Annotated in this window: 29 protein-coding genes; all 29 read left to right on the forward strand. The window is 58.0% G+C overall.

Features of this window, described 5'->3' with window-relative positions:
* On the forward strand, window positions 1-173 hold a 173-nt coding region (locus M3N55_RS14820), incomplete at its 5' end, for an EF-Tu C-terminal domain-related protein (protein ID WP_487392689.1).
* Between the two features lie 54 nt (window positions 174-227).
* Window positions 228-536 carry a 30S ribosomal protein S10 gene (rpsJ, locus tag M3N55_RS14825; RefSeq protein WP_072244307.1) on the forward strand — a complete coding sequence of 103 codons (309 nt, stop codon included), beginning with the start codon at window positions 228-230 and terminating at the stop codon, window positions 534-536.
* Between the two features lie 12 nt (window positions 537-548).
* The gene (gene rplC / locus M3N55_RS14830) at window positions 549-1,385 is read left to right on the forward strand and encodes a 50S ribosomal protein L3 (protein ID WP_249060529.1); all 837 of its coding nucleotides are present in this window, start codon (window positions 549-551) and stop codon (window positions 1,383-1,385) included.
* Between the two features lies 1 nt (window position 1,386).
* Window positions 1,387-2,007 (forward strand): 50S ribosomal protein L4, encoded by a 621-nt coding sequence (gene rplD / locus M3N55_RS14835; RefSeq protein WP_249060531.1) that lies wholly within the window; start codon window positions 1,387-1,389, stop codon window positions 2,005-2,007.
* Window positions 2,004-2,300 carry a 50S ribosomal protein L23 gene (locus tag M3N55_RS14840; protein WP_249060534.1) on the forward strand — a complete coding sequence of 99 codons (297 nt, stop codon included), beginning with the start codon at window positions 2,004-2,006 and terminating at the stop codon, window positions 2,298-2,300. The genes rplD and M3N55_RS14840 overlap by 4 nt, the downstream gene beginning before the upstream one ends.
* A 115-nt stretch (window positions 2,301-2,415) precedes the next feature.
* Window positions 2,416-3,255, forward strand: a complete 840-nt coding sequence (gene rplB, locus M3N55_RS14845; protein ID WP_249060537.1) for a 50S ribosomal protein L2 — start codon at window positions 2,416-2,418, stop codon at window positions 3,253-3,255.
* A gap of 3 nt (window positions 3,256-3,258) precedes the next feature.
* Window positions 3,259-3,537, forward strand: a complete 279-nt coding sequence (gene rpsS / locus M3N55_RS14850) for a 30S ribosomal protein S19 (protein WP_072244312.1) — start codon at window positions 3,259-3,261, stop codon at window positions 3,535-3,537.
* Between the two features lie 3 nt (window positions 3,538-3,540).
* Window positions 3,541-3,921, forward strand: a complete 381-nt coding sequence (gene rplV / locus M3N55_RS14855; RefSeq protein ID WP_072244313.1) for a 50S ribosomal protein L22 — start codon at window positions 3,541-3,543, stop codon at window positions 3,919-3,921.
* Entirely contained in the window at window positions 3,921-4,622 is a 702-nt protein-coding gene (rpsC, locus tag M3N55_RS14860) for a 30S ribosomal protein S3 (RefSeq protein WP_249060538.1), read from the forward strand. The genes rplV and rpsC overlap by 1 nt, the downstream gene beginning before the upstream one ends.
* 21 nt (window positions 4,623-4,643) lie before the next feature.
* Complete coding sequence (gene rplP / locus M3N55_RS14865; RefSeq protein WP_249060540.1) at window positions 4,644-5,057, forward strand: 50S ribosomal protein L16; 414 nt, start codon at window positions 4,644-4,646, stop codon at window positions 5,055-5,057.
* Window positions 5,058-5,258: 201 nt separating this feature from the next.
* Complete coding sequence (gene rpmC, locus M3N55_RS14870) at window positions 5,259-5,462, forward strand: 50S ribosomal protein L29 (protein WP_121096984.1); 204 nt, start codon at window positions 5,259-5,261, stop codon at window positions 5,460-5,462.
* 12 nt (window positions 5,463-5,474) lie between these two features.
* Complete coding sequence (rpsQ, locus tag M3N55_RS14875) at window positions 5,475-5,714, forward strand: 30S ribosomal protein S17 (protein WP_249060544.1); 240 nt, start codon at window positions 5,475-5,477, stop codon at window positions 5,712-5,714.
* Between the two features lie 63 nt (window positions 5,715-5,777).
* Window positions 5,778-6,146, forward strand: a complete 369-nt coding sequence (rplN, locus tag M3N55_RS14880; RefSeq protein ID WP_249060547.1) for a 50S ribosomal protein L14 — start codon at window positions 5,778-5,780, stop codon at window positions 6,144-6,146.
* On the forward strand, window positions 6,146-6,451 hold the full coding sequence (rplX, locus tag M3N55_RS14885; RefSeq protein ID WP_249060548.1) for a 50S ribosomal protein L24: 306 nt from the start codon (window positions 6,146-6,148) through the stop codon (window positions 6,449-6,451). The genes rplN and rplX overlap by 1 nt, the downstream gene beginning before the upstream one ends.
* Window positions 6,451-7,011 carry a 50S ribosomal protein L5 gene (rplE, locus tag M3N55_RS14890; protein WP_249060551.1) on the forward strand — a complete coding sequence of 187 codons (561 nt, stop codon included), beginning with the start codon at window positions 6,451-6,453 and terminating at the stop codon, window positions 7,009-7,011. The genes rplX and rplE overlap by 1 nt, the downstream gene beginning before the upstream one ends.
* Before the next feature lie 19 nt (window positions 7,012-7,030).
* Window positions 7,031-7,336: a 30S ribosomal protein S14 gene (gene rpsN, locus M3N55_RS14895; RefSeq protein WP_142082679.1), complete on the forward strand. Its 306-nt coding sequence runs from the start codon at window positions 7,031-7,033 to the stop codon at window positions 7,334-7,336.
* Window positions 7,337-7,348: 12 nt separating this feature from the next.
* Window positions 7,349-7,747 (forward strand): 30S ribosomal protein S8, encoded by a 399-nt coding sequence (gene rpsH, locus M3N55_RS14900; RefSeq protein ID WP_249060554.1) that lies wholly within the window; start codon window positions 7,349-7,351, stop codon window positions 7,745-7,747.
* An 11-nt stretch (window positions 7,748-7,758) separates the two neighbouring features.
* A complete protein-coding gene (gene rplF / locus M3N55_RS14905; protein ID WP_249060556.1) occupies window positions 7,759-8,292 on the forward strand; it encodes a 50S ribosomal protein L6 in 534 nt (177 codons plus the stop codon).
* Between the two features lie 11 nt (window positions 8,293-8,303).
* Entirely contained in the window at window positions 8,304-8,663 is a 360-nt protein-coding gene (gene rplR / locus M3N55_RS14910; RefSeq protein WP_249060559.1) for a 50S ribosomal protein L18, read from the forward strand.
* 10 nt (window positions 8,664-8,673) lie between these two features.
* Complete coding sequence (rpsE, locus tag M3N55_RS14915; RefSeq protein WP_249060571.1) at window positions 8,674-9,237, forward strand: 30S ribosomal protein S5; 564 nt, start codon at window positions 8,674-8,676, stop codon at window positions 9,235-9,237.
* Window positions 9,238-9,252: 15 nt separating this feature from the next.
* Window positions 9,253-9,441, forward strand: a complete 189-nt coding sequence (gene rpmD, locus M3N55_RS14920) for a 50S ribosomal protein L30 (protein WP_249060575.1) — start codon at window positions 9,253-9,255, stop codon at window positions 9,439-9,441.
* Between the two features lie 99 nt (window positions 9,442-9,540).
* Entirely contained in the window at window positions 9,541-10,032 is a 492-nt protein-coding gene (gene rplO / locus M3N55_RS14925) for a 50S ribosomal protein L15 (protein WP_249060577.1), read from the forward strand.
* A 105-nt stretch (window positions 10,033-10,137) separates the two neighbouring features.
* Window positions 10,138-11,505 (forward strand): preprotein translocase subunit SecY, encoded by a 1,368-nt coding sequence (secY, locus tag M3N55_RS14930; RefSeq protein WP_249060580.1) that lies wholly within the window; start codon window positions 10,138-10,140, stop codon window positions 11,503-11,505.
* On the forward strand, window positions 11,502-12,080 hold the full coding sequence (locus tag M3N55_RS14935; protein WP_249060582.1) for an adenylate kinase: 579 nt from the start codon (window positions 11,502-11,504) through the stop codon (window positions 12,078-12,080). The genes secY and M3N55_RS14935 overlap by 4 nt, the downstream gene beginning before the upstream one ends.
* Entirely contained in the window at window positions 12,077-12,418 is a 342-nt protein-coding gene (locus M3N55_RS14940) for a DUF6693 family protein (protein ID WP_249060586.1), read from the forward strand. Before M3N55_RS14935 ends, M3N55_RS14940 begins: the two co-directional genes overlap by 4 nt.
* 181 nt (window positions 12,419-12,599) lie before the next feature.
* On the forward strand, window positions 12,600-12,968 hold the full coding sequence (rpsM, locus tag M3N55_RS14945) for a 30S ribosomal protein S13 (RefSeq protein ID WP_249060588.1): 369 nt from the start codon (window positions 12,600-12,602) through the stop codon (window positions 12,966-12,968).
* Window positions 12,969-12,983: 15 nt separating this feature from the next.
* Window positions 12,984-13,373: a 30S ribosomal protein S11 gene (rpsK, locus tag M3N55_RS14950; protein WP_249060592.1), complete on the forward strand. Its 390-nt coding sequence runs from the start codon at window positions 12,984-12,986 to the stop codon at window positions 13,371-13,373.
* Between the two features lie 116 nt (window positions 13,374-13,489).
* Window positions 13,490-14,506 carry a DNA-directed RNA polymerase subunit alpha gene (locus tag M3N55_RS14955; protein ID WP_249060593.1) on the forward strand — a complete coding sequence of 339 codons (1,017 nt, stop codon included), beginning with the start codon at window positions 13,490-13,492 and terminating at the stop codon, window positions 14,504-14,506.
* Between the two features lie 121 nt (window positions 14,507-14,627).
* Window positions 14,628-15,041: a 50S ribosomal protein L17 gene (gene rplQ / locus M3N55_RS14960; protein ID WP_249060596.1), complete on the forward strand. Its 414-nt coding sequence runs from the start codon at window positions 14,628-14,630 to the stop codon at window positions 15,039-15,041.
* Window positions 15,042-15,078 lie beyond the last annotated feature (37 nt).

Here is a 15,078-nt window from a genome sequence, read left to right on the forward strand (position 1 = left end):
TGACCGGCACGGTCGCGCTGCCCGAAGGCACGGAAATGGTCATGCCCGGCGACAACCTGAAATTCGAGGTCGAGCTGATCGCGCCCATCGCCATGGAAGAGAAGCTGCGCTTCGCCATCCGTGAAGGCGGCCGCACCGTCGGCGCAGGCGTCGTGTCGAAAATCATCGAGTAACGTGAATGGTAGGGTGCGTGGTTGCCACGCACCTGACCTTCCGAGGGGAAGAAGATGCAAGGTCAGAATATTCGCATCCGGCTCAAGGCCTTCGATTACCGCGTGCTCGATGCCAGCACGCAGGAAATCGTGAACACGGCCAAGCGCACGGGCGCTCAGGTGCGCGGCCCGATTCCGCTGCCGAACAAGATTGAAAAATTCACGGTTCTGCGTGGTCCGCATGTCGACAAGAAATCGCGCGACCAGTGGGAAATCCGCACGCATAAACGCCTGCTCGACATTGTCGACCCGACCCCGCAGACCGTGGACGCGCTGATGAAGCTCGACCTCGCCGCTGGTGTCGATGTCGAGATCAAAGTTTAAGGAGCCCGGACAATGCGCTCTGGAGTTATCGCAAAGAAGCTGGGCATGACCCGGCTGTTCATGGAGGACGGGCGGCAAGTTCCCGTGACGGTCCTTCAACTAGACGGGTTGCAGGTCGTTGCACAGCGGACCGCAGACCGGGATGGTTACACGGCAGTTCAGTTGGGTGCAGGCACGGCGAAAGCCAAGCGTGTCGCGGCCCCGATGCGCGGCCATTTCGCCAAGGCAAGCGTTGCGCCCAAGCGCAAACTTGCAGAGTTCCGCGTCAGCCCCGATTGCATGATCGAGGTCGGCGAGGAAATCACTGCCGACCATTACTTCGAAGGCCAGTTCGTGGATATTGCGGGCACCTCGATTGGTAAGGGTTTCGCGGGTGCGATGAAGCGCCACAACTTTGGTGGTCTGCGCGCGTCGCACGGCGTTTCGATCAGCCACCGTTCGCACGGGTCCACGGGCCAGTGTCAGGACCCTGGTAAAGTGTTCAAGGGCAAGAAAATGGCCGGTCACATGGGTGCTGCCCGCGTGACCACTCAGAACCTTCAGGTCGTTCGCACTGACAGCGAACGTGGCTTGATCATGGTCAAGGGTGCTGTTCCTGGGTCCAAGGGCGGTTGGGTTACGATCAAAGATGCGGTGAAGAAACCCTTCCCCGACAATGCGATCATGCCCGCTGCGCTGAAATCGGCTGCCGATGCTGCGCGCAAGGCTGCTGAAGAAGCCGCTGCTGCTGCCGCCGCAGAGGAAGAAGCAGCCCGTAAGGCCGCTTTGGAAGCCGAGGCTGTGGAGCAGGAAGCTGCCCTGAAAGACGCCGAGGCATCCATCGAAGCCGATAAGAAGGAAGGCGAGTGATATGAAACTCGACATCGTTAACCTGCAAGCGGGCAAAGCCGGCGAAGTCGAGCTTAACGAGGCCATTTTTGGCCTCGAGCCGCGCGCCGACATCCTGCACCGTGTGGTGCGCTGGCAGCGGGCGAAAGCCCAAGCTGGCACCCACAAGGTGAAAACCCGGTCGGAAACCAGCTACTCCACCAAGAAGATTTACCGCCAAAAGGGCACCGGTGGCGCTCGCCACGGCGACCGCAATGCGCCGATCTTCCGCAAGGGTGGTGTTTACAAGGGCCCGACCCCGCGCAGCCACGCGCATGACCTTCCCAAGAAGGTGCGTGCTCTGGGTCTGCGCATGGCGCTGTCCGCTAAGATGGGCGCTGGCAAGCTGATGGTTCTGGACACGACCGATATGGCCGAAGCCAAGACCGCAATTCTGGCAAAGGCCGCCAAGGAATTGGGCTGGAAAAAGGCCCTCATCATTGACGGTGCGGAAGTGGGTGACAACTTCGCTCGCGCCGCACGCAACCTGGATGGTGTCGATGTGCTGCCGTCGATCGGGGCGAATGTTTACGACATTCTGCGCCGTGACACGCTGGTCATCACCCGTGCCGGGTTGGAAGCACTGGAGGCTCGACTGGCATGAGCGTGAAGGCAGAACATTACGACGTGATTCGCAAGCCGATCATCACCGAGAAAGCAACCATGGCGTCTGAAGCCAATGCAGTTGTTTTCGAAGTGTCCATCGACTCGAACAAGCCGCAGATCAAAGACGCAGTCGAAGCAATCTTCGGCGTGAAGGTGAAGGCGGTGAACACCTCCATCACCAAGGGCAAGACCAAGACATTCCGTGGTGTCAAAGGCCGCCGCAAGGATGTCAAGAAAGCCTATGTCACGCTCGAAGAAGGAAATGCCATAGACGTGACAACCGGGCTTTGATATGTGAAGCGCGACTCAGCGGCCCCGACGTTCTCGGGGCCGCTGGTTATTTGGCGTATAGCGCCGATTGACGAAACCGGACCAATTGGTCCAGAGCTAACGGAAGACAGAAAGCATGGCACTCAAGTCGTATAAACCGACGACGCCGGGCCAGCGTGGGCTGGTTCTGATCGACCGTTCGGAGCTTTGGAAAGGTCGCCCGGTCAAGGCCCTTACGCAGGGTCTGACCAAATCGGGTGGTCGGAACAACACCGGACGGATTACCGCACGCCGCATCGGCGGTGGTGCGAAGCGTTTGTATCGCATTGTCGATTTCAAGCGTAACAAACTGGATGTTTCGGCCACGGTTGAACGGATCGAATATGACCCGAACCGCACGGCCTTCATCGCGCTGATCAAGTATGAAGACGGCGAGCAGGCATATATCCTGGCACCGCAGCGCCTGGCCCTCGGTGACAAGGTGATCGCCAGCTCTAAAGCTGACATCAAGCCGGGTAATGCAATGCCGTTTTCCGGCATGCCCATCGGGACGATTGTTCACAACATCGAAATGAAGCCGGGCAAGGGCGGTCAGATCGCACGTTCTGCGGGCACCTATGCCCAGTTCGTTGGTCGTGACGGTGGTTACGCTCAGATCCGTCTGTCCTCGGGCGAGCTGCGTCTGGTGCGTCAGGAATGCTTCGCGACTATTGGTGCCGTGTCGAACCCCGACCATTCCAACCAGAATTTCGGCAAGGCTGGCCGCACGCGTCATCAGGGCAAGCGCCCGTCCGTGCGCGGTGTTGCGATGAACCCGATCGATCACCCCCATGGTGGTGGTGAGGGTCGTACCTCTGGTGGCCGCACGCCGGTTACGCCTTGGGGTAAAGATACCAAGGGGCGCAAGACGCGTTCCAACAAGCAGACCGACAAATATATCTTGCGGTCTCGCCACGCGAAGAAGAAGGGTCGCTAATCCATGGCACGTTCAGTTTGGAAGGGCCCTTTCGTCGATGCTTACGTTTTGAAAAAAGCGGAAAAAGCACGCGAGTCGGGTCGCAATGAAGTCATCAAGATCTGGTCGCGCCGCTCGACCATTCTGCCCCAGTTCGTGGGCCTGACGTTCGGCGTTTACAACGGGAAAAAACACGTTCCCGTCAACGTGACCGAAGACATGATTGGTCAGAAGTTCGGGGAATATTCGCCGACGCGCACCTATTACGGGCATGCGGCCGACAAAAAAGCGAAACGGAAATAAGCCATGGGTAAAGAGACAAATCCACGCCGCGTGGCCGAGAACGAAGCAATGGCGAAGACCCGCATGTTGCGCACTTCGCCGCAGAAGCTGAACCTCGTCGCTGCCATGATCCGCGGCAAGAAGGTTGATCGTGCATTGACCGATCTGACCTTCTCGAAAAAGCGCATTGCTGGCGATGTGAAGAAATGCCTGCAATCGGCGATTGCCAATGCGGAAAACAACCACGGTCTGGATGTAGACGCGCTGGTTGTGGCTGAAGCATGGGTCGGCAAGAACCTGGTCATGAAACGGGGCCGTCCGCGCGCACGCGGCCGTTTCGGCAAGATCATGAAGCCGTTTTCCGAACTGACCATCAAGGTTCGCCAGGCCGAGGAGCAAGCATAATGGGTCACAAGGTAAATCCGATTGGCATGCGCCTTCAGGTCAACCGCACCTGGGACAGCCGCTGGTTCGCGGAAAGCAAGGATTACGGCAACCTGTTGCTGGAAGACCTGAAAATCCGTGACTTCATCCATGATGAGTGCAAGCAGGCTGGCATCAGCCGCGTGATTATCGAGCGCCCGCACAAGAAGTGCCGCGTCACGATTCATACGGCGCGTCCGGGTGTGATTATCGGCAAAAAAGGCGCCGATATCGAAACGCTGCGCAAGAAGCTGGCAAATTTCACGGCATCTGACCTCCACCTGAACATTGTCGAAATCCGCAAGCCGGAGCTTGACGCGCAGTTGGTGGCCGAGTCGATCACGCAACAGCTGGAACGTCGTGTCAGCTTCCGTCGTGCTATGAAGCGCGCGGTGCAGAACGCGATGCGCATGGGGGCCTTGGGCATCCGTGTGAACCTTGCGGGTCGTCTGGGCGGTGCAGAGATTGCACGGACCGAATGGTATCGCGAAGGTCGTGTTCCGCTGCACACGCTGCGCGCGGATATCGATTACGCGCATTCCGAGGGCCTGACGGCTTACGGGATCATCGGTGTGAAGGTGTGGATCTTCAAGGGCGAGATCATGGAGCATGATCCGCAAGCCCGTGATCGTCGGCATCAGGAACTTCAGGACAGCGGCGGCGCATCGCGCCCGCGCCGTTGAGCCGAGTGAAGGAGTAGAGCAATGCTACAACCGAAACGGACGAAGTTCCGCAAGCAGCATAAAGGCCGCATCAAGGGCGAAGCCAAGGGCGGGTTTGACCTGAACTTTGGTGGCTATGGCCTGAAGGCGCTGGAGCCTGAGCGTATCACCGCGCGCCAGATCGAAGCTGCACGCCGTGCCATGACGCGTCATATGAAGCGTCAGGGCCGTGTCTGGATCCGCATCTTTCCGGATGTTCCGGTCACCTCCAAACCCACCGAAGTTCGTATGGGTAAGGGTAAAGGTTCGGTCGATTTCTGGGCTGCCAAGGTCAAGCCGGGCCGCGTGATGTTCGAGATTGATGGTGTCAACGATGCCATTGCACGCGAAGCGCTGCGCCTTGCTGCGATGAAACTGCCGATCAAGACCCGCGTTGTTGTGCGCGAAGACTGGTAATTCGCAGGCTCTGTGCGTCTGACGCACATCGCTTAAGATATTGATGTCCCGGCTTCATTCAGGCCGGGACATCTTCCTTTCCACGGGCACTTGCCAAGCGGGCGTATGACGCCTATACGGCACGCTCATCCACCTCCGCCGGGAATCAGGGTGACCCTTACCTAAGGGGCCTTCCGGTGATTGTTGACTGAAGGAATGGCCATGAAAGCCGAAGATCTGCGATCCAAGACACCGGATCAGTTGCGTGACGAACTCGTCGCGCTGAAAAAGGAAGCGTTCAACCTGCGCTTCCAAAAGGCGACCAACCAGCTGGAAAACACGGCTCGTATTCGCCAGGTCCGTCGCGACGCTGCACGCGTTTCGACCATCCTCAACGAACAAGCCCGCGCTGCGGCGGCGAATTAAGGAGCTGGCCCTATGCCCAAACGCATCCTGCAAGGCAAGGTGACGAGCGACAAGAACGACCAGACCGTCACGGTCCTGATCGAGCGCCGCTTCACGCACCCCGTTATGAAGAAAGTGGTTCGGAGCACGAAAAAATATCGTGCGCATGATCCGCTCAATCAATTCAAGGTGGGTGACACCGTTCGTATCATCGAATGTGCCCCCGTCTCGAAGTCCAAGCGCTGGGAGGTGCTGGTCGAAGCTTCGGCATAAGACCCGTTCCATCCAGACTTATCGAAACCCTGGGCATGATGCCCAAAGGTCGGGAGAAACCAAATGATCCAGATGCAGACCAATCTGGATGTTGCTGACAACTCTGGCGCACGCCGAGTTCAGTGCATCAAGGTCCTCGGCGGTTCCAAGCGGCGCTATGCGTCCGTGGGCGACATCATTGTGGTGTCGGTCAAGGAAGCTATCCCGCGGGGCCGTGTGAAGAAGGGTGACGTGCGTAAAGCCGTCGTCGTTCGGACCGCAAAGGAAGTCCGTCGCGAAGACGGCACGTCAATCCGCTTCGACCGTAATGCGGCCGTGATCCTCAACAACGCAGGCGAACCTGTCGGCACCCGTATCTTCGGGCCGGTGGTGCGCGAATTGCGGGCGAAAAGCTTCATGAAGATCATCTCGCTCGCGCCGGAGGTGTTGTAATGGCTGCGAAACTGAAAAAAGGCGACAAGGTTGTCGTTTTGACCGGTAAGGACAAGGGCAAGCAGGGCGAGATTTCGACCGTCATGCCCAAGGCCAACAAGGCTGTTGTCGACGGGCTCAACATCTCCATTCGTCACACCAAGCAAAGCCAGACCAGCCAGGGCGGGCGCCTGCCTCAGGCAATGCCGATCGACCTGTCGAACCTGGCCATTGTTGACGCGAACGGCAAACCCACTCGTGTCGGCTTCCGCGAGGAAGACGGCAAGAAGGTGCGTTTTGCCAAGACAACCGGGGAGGCGATCTGATGCTGGATCAATCCAACTACACCCCGCGCCTGAGAGCGGTCTACAACGACTCGATCCGCCCGGCGCTGGTGGAAGAATTCGGCTACAAGAACGCGATGATGCTCCCGAAGCTCGACAAGATCGTGCTGAACATGGGTATTGGCGAAGCCGTCAAGGACACCAAAAAAATCAAGTCAGCGCAGGCTGATCTGACCGCAATCGCTGGCCAGAAGGCCGTCATCACCAAGGCACGCAACTCGATCGCAGGTTTCCGCGTTCGTGAGGAAATGCCGCTGGGTGTGAAGGTCACGTTGCGCGGTGCGCGGATGTATGAATTCCTTGACCGTCTTATTACCATCGCGCTGCCGCGCGTCCGCGACTTCCGCGGCGTCAAAGGCACGTCGTTCGATGGCAATGGCAACTACGCCATGGGCATCAAGGAACATATCGTGTTCCCCGAGATCAATTTCGATCAGATCGACGAGATGTGGGGCATGGATATCATCATCTGCACCACCGCGAAAACCGACGCGGAAGCCAAGGCGCTGTTGAAAGCTTTCAACATGCCCTTCACAAGCTGACGCGAGAGGGAGAGAACCAATGGCTAAAAAAGCAATGGTCGAGCGCGAAAAGAAGCGTCAGAAGCTGGTGGCAAAATATGCTTCCAAGCGCGCTGAGCTGAAAGCAATCGCCGCCGATGCCGAACGCCCGATGGAAGAGCGCTTCAAGGCGAACCTGAAACTGGCACAGCTGCCGCGGAATTCTTCGGAAACCCGCCTGCACAATCGTTGCCAGCTGACCGGTCGTCCGAAGGCTTACTATCGTAAACTGAAACTGTCGCGGATCGCGCTGCGGGATCTGGCCTCGAAAGGTCAAATCCCCGGCATGGTCAAGTCGAGCTGGTAAGGAGACAGGATCATGTCCATGAACGATCCGCTCGGCGATATGCTGACCCGCATCCGCAACGCTCAAATGCGTGGCAAATCGACGGTGCGCACGCCCGCGTCGAAGCTGCGTGCCTGGGTGTTGGATGTGCTGCAAAGCGAAGGTTATATTCGCGGCTATGAGCACAGCGCGTCTACGGCCGGCCACCCAGAGATTGAGATTTCGCTGAAATATGCCGATGGCGCACCTGCCATCCGCGAATTGAAGCGCATTTCTACTCCTGGTCGCCGCGTCTATTCCGGTGTTCGTGAAATTCCGCAGGTCCGCAACGGCCTTGGTATTTCGGTAGTCTCTACGCCCAAGGGCGTGATGTCCGATGCAGCAGCCCGCGCCGCCAATGTTGGTGGCGAAGTGCTCTGCCGTGTGTTCTGAGGAGGGCTGAGATGTCTCGTATTGGCAAAAAGCCTGTCGAACTGCCTTCGGGTGTGAGCGCTCAGGTCTCGGGCCAGACCATAGAGGTCAAGGGCCCCAAAGGCACCCGCAGCTTCACTGCCGGTGATGACGTGGATATCGTGCTGGACGGCAACACTGTGTCCGTCAAACCGCGCGGCTTGTCCAAGCGCGCCCGCCAGCAGTGGGGTATGACCCGCTCTATGGTGGCGAACCTTGCGACTGGCGTGACCACCGGCTTCAAGAAAGAGCTGGAACTGGTCGGCGTTGGGTATCGTGCCGCGATGCAGGGCAAGGATCTGAAATTGTCGCTGGGCTACAGCCACGAAGTAATCTTCGAGGTTCCCGCCGGCATCACCGTATCCTCTCCCAAGCAGACCGAGGTTGTTGTCGAAGGTATCGACCAACAGCAGGTCGGCGAAGTGGCTGCGAATATCCGCAAGTGGCGTTCGCCTGAACCCTATAAGGGCAAAGGCATTCGCTATAAGGATGAGTATATCTTCCGTAAGGAAGGCAAGAAGAAGTAAGGGCGCGAAAGATGGCGAACACAAAGCAAAAGCTGTTCCAAAAACGCCGCCTGCGCGTTCGGAACAAATTGAAGAAAACGGCCAATGGGCGTCCGCGCCTGTCCGTTCACCGCTCCAACAAGAACATCTGCGTTCAGTTGATCGACGATGTGCGCGGTGTAACATTGGCTTCGGCCTCGACGCTGGAAAAGGATTTCGGCATCGTGGGTGTCAACAACAAGGACGCAGCTGCCAAGATTGGCACCGCGATTGCCGAGCGCGCGAAAGCCGCCGGCGTCGAGGAATGCTATTTCGACCGCGGCGGCTTCATCTTTCACGGGAAGGTCAAGGCACTTGCCGACGCCGCTCGTGAAGGCGGCCTGAAGTTCTGAGGAGACGATTATGGCAGAAAGAGAAAACCGCCGGGACCGTCGCGATCAACGCGAGGAAACCCCGGAATTCGCCGATCGTCTGGTTGCGATCAACCGCGTGTCGAAAACCGTGAAAGGCGGCAAGCGTTTTGGCTTTGCAGCCCTCGTGGTGGTCGGCGATCAGCGTGGTCGTGTTGGCTTCGGCAAGGGCAAGGCGAAAGAAGTGCCTGAAGCCATCCGTAAGGCAACAGAGCAGGCCAAGCGTCAGATGGTCCGTGTGCCTCTGAAAGACGGTCGCACATTGCACCATGACATCGAGGGTCGCCACGGCGCGGGCAAGATTGTCATGCGTCAGGCTGTGCCGGGGACCGGTATCATTGCCGGTGGACCGATGCGCGCTGTGTTCGAGATGCTGGGCCTGCAAGATGTTGTGGCCAAGTCGCTCGGCAGCCAGAACCCTTACAACATGATCCGCGCAACATTCGATGCGCTGAAGAACTCGGCTAGCCCCCGTCAGGTGGCACAGCGTCGCGGCAAGAAGGTAGCAGACATTCTGCGCAAGCCTGAAGCCGAGACCGAAACCGCAGACGCGTAAGGAAGGGTGAGCACAATGGCTAAAACCATCGTCGTCAAGCAGATCGGGTCTCCGATCCGCCGCCCCGCCGTTCAGCGCGCAACGCTGGTCGGTCTGGGCCTGAACAAGATGCACCGCACCCGCGAGCTGGAAGATACCCCTTCCGTGCGCGGTATGGTCGAGTCGATCCCGCATCTGGTCACGATCATCGAAGAGCGTGGCTAACATTTTCGTAGGGTGCGTGTTTCTGCGCACCCTGCTATTTAGTAGGCCGTGTGGCCCTGATCCGTCGCTGGCAGGGCTTTCCGGCATAGGAGAAGCGACATGAAACTGAACGAACTTCACGATAATCCAGGCGCAACCAAGAAGCGTATGCGCGTTGGCCGCGGCCCCGGCTCTGGTAAGGGCAAGATGGGTGGTCGTGGTATCAAGGGTCAAAAATCCCGCTCGGGTGTGGCGATCAATGGCTATGAAGGCGGCCAGATGCCGCTCTATATGCGCTTGCCGAAGCGTGGCTTCAACAAGCCCAATCGCGCGCGCTTTGCCGTCGTCAATCTTGGTCTGATCGAAAAATTCATCACCGACGGAAAACTGGACGCGTCCGCGACCATTACCGAGGATGCGCTGCTTGCATCCGGTCTGGTCCGTCGCAAGCTGGATGGCGTGCGCGTTCTGGCCAAGGGCGAGATTACGTCCAAAGTTGCGTTGGCCGTGACCGGTGCGTCGAAATCGGCTGTGGAAGCAGTCGAAAAAGCGGGCGGGTCTGTTCAAATCATCGCGCCTGCGCCGAAAAACGAGGCCGCGGCCGCTGAATAAAGGTTGTGAGGGGATGCATAGCCCCTTACATCTCCCCCTACAGGGTTTTCGCGCCGCCGACCGCACCCCGGTCTGGCGGCGCTGACATGACAGAGAGAGACGCAGATGGCATCTGGTGCTGACCAACTCGCGGCAAACACAAGCTGGGGTGCGCTGGCAAAGGCAACCGACCTTCGCAAACGCATTTTCTTCGCGCTTGGCCTGCTGATCGTTTACCGTATTGGTACATATATTCCCGTGCCCGGCATCGATGGCCTTGCGCTGCGTGAATTCATGGACGAAGCCGCGTCAGGCATTGGTGGCATGCTCAACATGTTCACCGGCGGTGCGATCAGTCGCATGGGTATTTTCGCACTTGGCATCATGCCCTACATTTCTGCCGCGATTATCGTGCAGCTTGTCGGCGCGATGTATGAGCCGTGGAAAGCGCTGAAAAAAGAGGGTGAAATGGGGCGGCGCAAGCTGAACCAATACACCCGCTACCTCACTGTGATGTTGGCGCTGGGGCAGTCCTATGGTCTGGCCGTTTCGCTGGAAGCGGGCGATCTGGCGACAGATCCGGGCTGGTTCTTCCGCGCGGCTGTTGTGATTACCCTTGTTGGCGGCACGATGTTCCTAATGTGGTTGGGTGAGCAAATCACCGAGCGCGGCATCGGCAACGGTATTTCGCTGATTATCTTTGTGGGCATTATTGCCGAAATCCCGGCAGCTTTGGCCAACTTCTTGGCGCAGGGGCGCTCGGGTGAGATTTCGCCTGCGGTCATCATTGGTGTGATAATCATGATCGTGGGCGTGATCGCCTTCGTTGTGTTCATGGAGCGCGCGATCCGCAAGATATCCATCCAGTATCCGCGCCGTCAGGTTGGCATGAAAGTGTTTGACGGTGGATCGTCGCACCTGCCGATCAAGGTAAACCCTGCCAACGTGATCCCGGCCATTTTCGCCTCGTCGCTGCTGTTGCTGCCGACCACACTGGCGACCTTTTCGGGCAACTCACAATCCGAAATCATGGCGACGATCTTGGCCTATTTTGGTCCCGGTCAGCCTGCGTATCTGCTGTTCTTCACGGCTATGATTATCTTCTTCACGTTCTTTTACACGCAGAATGTGGCATTCAAGACCGATGAGGTCGCGGATAACCTGAAGAACCAGAATGGCTTTGTTCCCGGTATTCGGCCCGGAAAGCGAACCGAGGAATACCTGGATTATGTCGTCACACGGCTGGTCACGGTTGGGTCGATCTATCTGGCGGCTGTCTGCCTGTTGCCGGAAATCTTGCGCGGTCAGCTGGCAATTCCGTTCTATTTCGGCGGCACCTCTGTTTTGATTATCGTTTCTGTCACGATGGACACGATTAACCGTGTGCAATCGGCTTTGATCGCGCATCAATACGAGGGATTGCTTGAAAAGTCGCAACTGCGCGGCAAGTCACGCAAGCGCAGCACCAAACCCAAAGCTCCGGCGCGGCGATGAATGTTATTCTGATCGGGCCGCCCGGCGCTGGCAAAGGCACGCAGGCTCAGAAACTGGTCGCGTCGCGGGGCATGGTTCAATTGTCCACGGGCGACATGCTGCGTGCGGCCAAAACATCCGGCACAGAGTTGGGCAACCGCGTTGCAGAGGTGATGGACAAGGGCGAACTTGTCACCGACGAGATCGTGATCGGGCTGATCGAAGAGCAACTGGAGCAGGGATCTGCCGGTGGGTTCATCTTCGATGGCTTCCCGCGCACACTGGCGCAAGCGGATGCTTTGGGCGATCTGTTGGCCCGTCATGGCACGGGGCTGCATGCGGTGATCGAACTGGTTGTCGATGATGCGGCGCTGGTTGATCGAATCGTAAAGCGGGCAGAAGATGCGCAGGCGGCCGGGCAGCCCGTCCGCCGCGACGATACACCAGAAGTGTTCGAGGACCGGTTACGCGCCTATTACAAGCAAACCGCGCCGTTGCTGGGCTATTATTACGCCAAGGAGCAGTTGAGCCAAGTGGACGGCATGGCAAGCGTGGACGCGGTTGAACGCCAGATCGCAGCGATACTCGACGCATGACCATTGGTGTCGGCCAGCGTCTGCGCTGTGATTTCAGCCTTGCCGAAGGTCTGGGCCAATTTTTGATCTGGCTGGTCCTGGTGTTGGTAACATTCGGGCTGGCTCTGTTCGTTCTGCCCTATTACTTTTTGAAAGCGCCGATCAACAAAACCTATGTTCTGGATTCGCAAGGTAATGCTGTGGCGCGTCTTTCCGTAGAAGTGGGCTTTGCGGATATCCTGGGCCATGCTATCATTTGGCTGGTGCTGACGATCCTGACCCTTGGGCTTGCCTATTTCGTTTATTGGCAATCTGTCGTCAAACGACTGATGAATGCGACCGTCACAGTTCCGCTGTGATCGGGTCTTGACCTTGGCTGGAAAAGCACATACCCGACACGCCTGAGATGAGAATCGCGCCTGCGCGGCAGTTTGTCTGCCACAGGCGCTTTTCGTGTTGAAATGCACGCGGGGGGCTTCGCGCCCCGTGTTGTGAAAAAAGGTTCTGGGATTACGGAACCGCAACGAAAGGAAATACCGCGTGGCACGTATTGCTGGCGTAAACATCCCTACAGGAAAGCGCGTTGTCATCGCGTTGACCTATGTTCATGGCATCGGCCCCAAGGCTGCTTCGGATATCTGTGCCGCTGTCGGCATTGATCTGACCCGCCGTGTGAACGAACTCTCCGATGCCGAAGTGCTTGCCCTGCGCGAGCATATTGATGCGAATTACACCGTCGAAGGCGATCTGCGCCGCGAGGTGTCCATGAACGTCAAGCGCATGATGGATATCGGGTCGTATCGCGGTCTGCGCCATCGTCGCAACCTTCCCGTGCGCGGTCAGCGCACACACACCAATGCGCGCACGCGCAAGGGCCCGGCAAAAGCTATTGCCGGCAAGAAGAAGTAAGGGAAGGCTCAGTCAATGGCTCGTGATAAAACGCGCGTTAAGCGCAAGGTTCGCAAGAATATCGCTGCTGGTGTCGCTCATGTGAACTCCAGCTTCAACAATACCAAAATCCTGATTTCCGACGTGCAGGGCAATGCGATTTCGTGGTCTTCCGCCGGAACGATGGGCTTCAAGGGTTCACGCAAATCGACCCCTTACGCAGCTCAGTTGGCCGCAGAGGATGCGGGCAAGAAAGCGCAAGAGCATGGCGTGAAAACGTTGGATGTCGAAGTGCAGGGCCCCGGCTCTGGCCGCGAATCGGCGCTGCGCGCGCTGGCCGCTGCTGGCTTCAACATCACCTCTATCCGCGATGTGACGCCGATGGCGCATAACGGGTGCCGCCCGCCAAAGCGCCGTCGCGTTTAAGGCCGGTCCGGTTTTTGCCAGGCCCCGCTTTCGGTGGGGTCTGGTTTTCTGTCTTTTAGATCCTCGGGCGTCGTACGGGCTTGGGCATGGCCCCGCGACAAGAATGGAGGCGACACATGATCCATAAAAACTGGCAAGAACTTATCAAGCCGGCACAGCTAGACGTGAAATCGGGTGCGGACAGCACACGGAAGGCGACTATTGTTGCCGAACCTCTGGAGCGCGGCTTTGGCCTGACGCTTGGCAACGCGCTTCGTCGCGTTCTGATGGCATCGTTGCAGGGTGCTGCGATCACGTCCGTTCAGATCGACAATGTCCTGCACGAATTTTCCTCGGTGCCGGGCGTGCGCGAAGACGTCACAGACATCGTTCTGAACCTGAAAAGCGTTGCGCTGCGTATGGATGTCGAAGGTCCAAAGCGCGTGTCGATCTCGGCTCAGGGGCCGGGCGTTGTCACCGCTGGCGATATCGAAACCAGCGCGGGTATCGAAGTTCTGAACAAAGAACTGGTGATCTGCCATATCGATGATGGTGCCTCTGTTTACATGGAATTGACGGTTAATACCGGCAAGGGATATGTCAGCGCCGACAAAAACCGCCCGGAAGATGCGCCCATCGGTCTTATCCCGATCGACGCGATTTTCTCGCCGGTCAAACGTGTCAGCTATGATGTGCAGCCGACCCGCGAAGGGCAGGTTCTGGACTACGATAAACTGACGATGAAGATCGAAACAGACGGTTCGGTCCGCCCGGAAGACGCCATCGCCTATGCCGCGCGCATCCTGCAAGACCAGTTGCAGATTTTCGTGAACTTTGATGAGCCGGAATCGGCAGGGTCAAAAGACGATGACGACGGTCTGGAGTTCAACCCGCTTCTGCTGAAGAAGGTTGACGAGTTGGAACTGTCGGTGCGTTCGGCAAACTGCCTGAAGAACGACAATATCGTTTATATCGGCGATCTTATCCAGAAAACCGAAGCAGAAATGCTCCGCACCCCGAACTTTGGCCGCAAATCCTTGAACGAGATCAAGGAAGTGCTGTCTGGCATGGGGCTGCATCTGGGCATGGATGTGGAAGAATGGCCGCCGGAGAATATCGACGAACTGGCCAAACGTTTCGAGGATCAATTCTGATCTTTTGCGGGATGGGCGCGTAGAGTGCCCATCCCAGACGACCGGGCCTGTGCCCCAAGGAGAGCCGTGGTCACGCAGCCACGGCCAGACAAAGTAAAACACGACGTTAAGGAGATATGACATGCGTCACGCCCGTGGTTACCGCCGCCTGAACCGAACCGCTGAACACCGCAAGGCGCTGTTCTCGAACATGTGCGGTTCGTTGATTGAACACGAACAAATCAAGACCACCCTGCCCAAGGCGAAAGAATTGCGCCCGATCGTGGAAAAGCTCATCACGCTCGCAAAGCGCGGTGATCTGCACGCGCGCCGTTTGGCGGCAGCGCAACTCAAGCAGGACAAGGACGTCAAGAAACTGTTCGACATCCTTGGCCCGCGCTACAAGGGCCGTCAGGGCGGCTATGTTCGTATTCTGAAGGCCGGTTTCCGTTACGGCGATATGGCGCCGATGGCGATCATCGAATTCGTAGAGCGTGACCCGTCGGCCAAAGGTGCTGCGGACCATGCCCGCGAAGAAGCCGCCGCGCAAGATTAAGCGCGCGTTGCAAGACTTTCAAAGGCCCGTGCGCAGT

It is taken from the genome of Roseinatronobacter domitianus (assembly GCF_023336755.1).
In the GTDB taxonomy this organism is placed as follows: Bacteria; Pseudomonadota; Alphaproteobacteria; order Rhodobacterales; family Rhodobacteraceae; genus Roseinatronobacter; species Roseinatronobacter domitianus.

Bases quoted from the DNA above. Each gene is read 5' to 3' on its own strand.
- rpsJ (WP_072244307.1), top strand. From the start codon at position 228: ATGCAAGGTCAGAATATTCGCATCCGGCTCAAGGCCTTCGATTACCGC.
- rplC (WP_249060529.1), top strand. From the start codon at position 549: ATGCGCTCTGGAGTTATCGCAAAGAAGCTGGGCATGACCCGGCTGTTC.
- rplD (WP_249060531.1), top strand. From the start codon at position 1,387: ATGAAACTCGACATCGTTAACCTGCAAGCGGGCAAAGCCGGCGAAGTC.
- M3N55_RS14840 (WP_249060534.1), top strand. From the start codon at position 2,004: ATGAGCGTGAAGGCAGAACATTACGACGTGATTCGCAAGCCGATCATC.
- rplB (WP_249060537.1), top strand. From the start codon at position 2,416: ATGGCACTCAAGTCGTATAAACCGACGACGCCGGGCCAGCGTGGGCTG.
- rpsS (WP_072244312.1), top strand. From the start codon at position 3,259: ATGGCACGTTCAGTTTGGAAGGGCCCTTTCGTCGATGCTTACGTTTTG.
- rplV (WP_072244313.1), top strand. From the start codon at position 3,541: ATGGGTAAAGAGACAAATCCACGCCGCGTGGCCGAGAACGAAGCAATG.
- rpsC (WP_249060538.1), top strand. From the start codon at position 3,921: ATGGGTCACAAGGTAAATCCGATTGGCATGCGCCTTCAGGTCAACCGC.
- rplP (WP_249060540.1), top strand. From the start codon at position 4,644: ATGCTACAACCGAAACGGACGAAGTTCCGCAAGCAGCATAAAGGCCGC.
- rpmC (WP_121096984.1), top strand. From the start codon at position 5,259: ATGAAAGCCGAAGATCTGCGATCCAAGACACCGGATCAGTTGCGTGAC.
- rpsQ (WP_249060544.1), top strand. From the start codon at position 5,475: ATGCCCAAACGCATCCTGCAAGGCAAGGTGACGAGCGACAAGAACGAC.
- rplN (WP_249060547.1), top strand. From the start codon at position 5,778: ATGATCCAGATGCAGACCAATCTGGATGTTGCTGACAACTCTGGCGCA.
- rplX (WP_249060548.1), top strand. From the start codon at position 6,146: ATGGCTGCGAAACTGAAAAAAGGCGACAAGGTTGTCGTTTTGACCGGT.
- rplE (WP_249060551.1), top strand. From the start codon at position 6,451: ATGCTGGATCAATCCAACTACACCCCGCGCCTGAGAGCGGTCTACAAC.
- rpsN (WP_142082679.1), top strand. From the start codon at position 7,031: ATGGCTAAAAAAGCAATGGTCGAGCGCGAAAAGAAGCGTCAGAAGCTG.
- rpsH (WP_249060554.1), top strand. From the start codon at position 7,349: ATGTCCATGAACGATCCGCTCGGCGATATGCTGACCCGCATCCGCAAC.
- rplF (WP_249060556.1), top strand. From the start codon at position 7,759: ATGTCTCGTATTGGCAAAAAGCCTGTCGAACTGCCTTCGGGTGTGAGC.
- rplR (WP_249060559.1), top strand. From the start codon at position 8,304: ATGGCGAACACAAAGCAAAAGCTGTTCCAAAAACGCCGCCTGCGCGTT.
- rpsE (WP_249060571.1), top strand. From the start codon at position 8,674: ATGGCAGAAAGAGAAAACCGCCGGGACCGTCGCGATCAACGCGAGGAA.
- rpmD (WP_249060575.1), top strand. From the start codon at position 9,253: ATGGCTAAAACCATCGTCGTCAAGCAGATCGGGTCTCCGATCCGCCGC.
- rplO (WP_249060577.1), top strand. From the start codon at position 9,541: ATGAAACTGAACGAACTTCACGATAATCCAGGCGCAACCAAGAAGCGT.
- secY (WP_249060580.1), top strand. From the start codon at position 10,138: ATGGCATCTGGTGCTGACCAACTCGCGGCAAACACAAGCTGGGGTGCG.
- M3N55_RS14935 (WP_249060582.1), top strand. From the start codon at position 11,502: ATGAATGTTATTCTGATCGGGCCGCCCGGCGCTGGCAAAGGCACGCAG.
- M3N55_RS14940 (WP_249060586.1), top strand. From the start codon at position 12,077: ATGACCATTGGTGTCGGCCAGCGTCTGCGCTGTGATTTCAGCCTTGCC.
- rpsK (WP_249060592.1), top strand. From the start codon at position 12,984: ATGGCTCGTGATAAAACGCGCGTTAAGCGCAAGGTTCGCAAGAATATC.
- M3N55_RS14955 (WP_249060593.1), top strand. From the start codon at position 13,490: ATGATCCATAAAAACTGGCAAGAACTTATCAAGCCGGCACAGCTAGAC.
- rplQ (WP_249060596.1), top strand. From the start codon at position 14,628: ATGCGTCACGCCCGTGGTTACCGCCGCCTGAACCGAACCGCTGAACAC.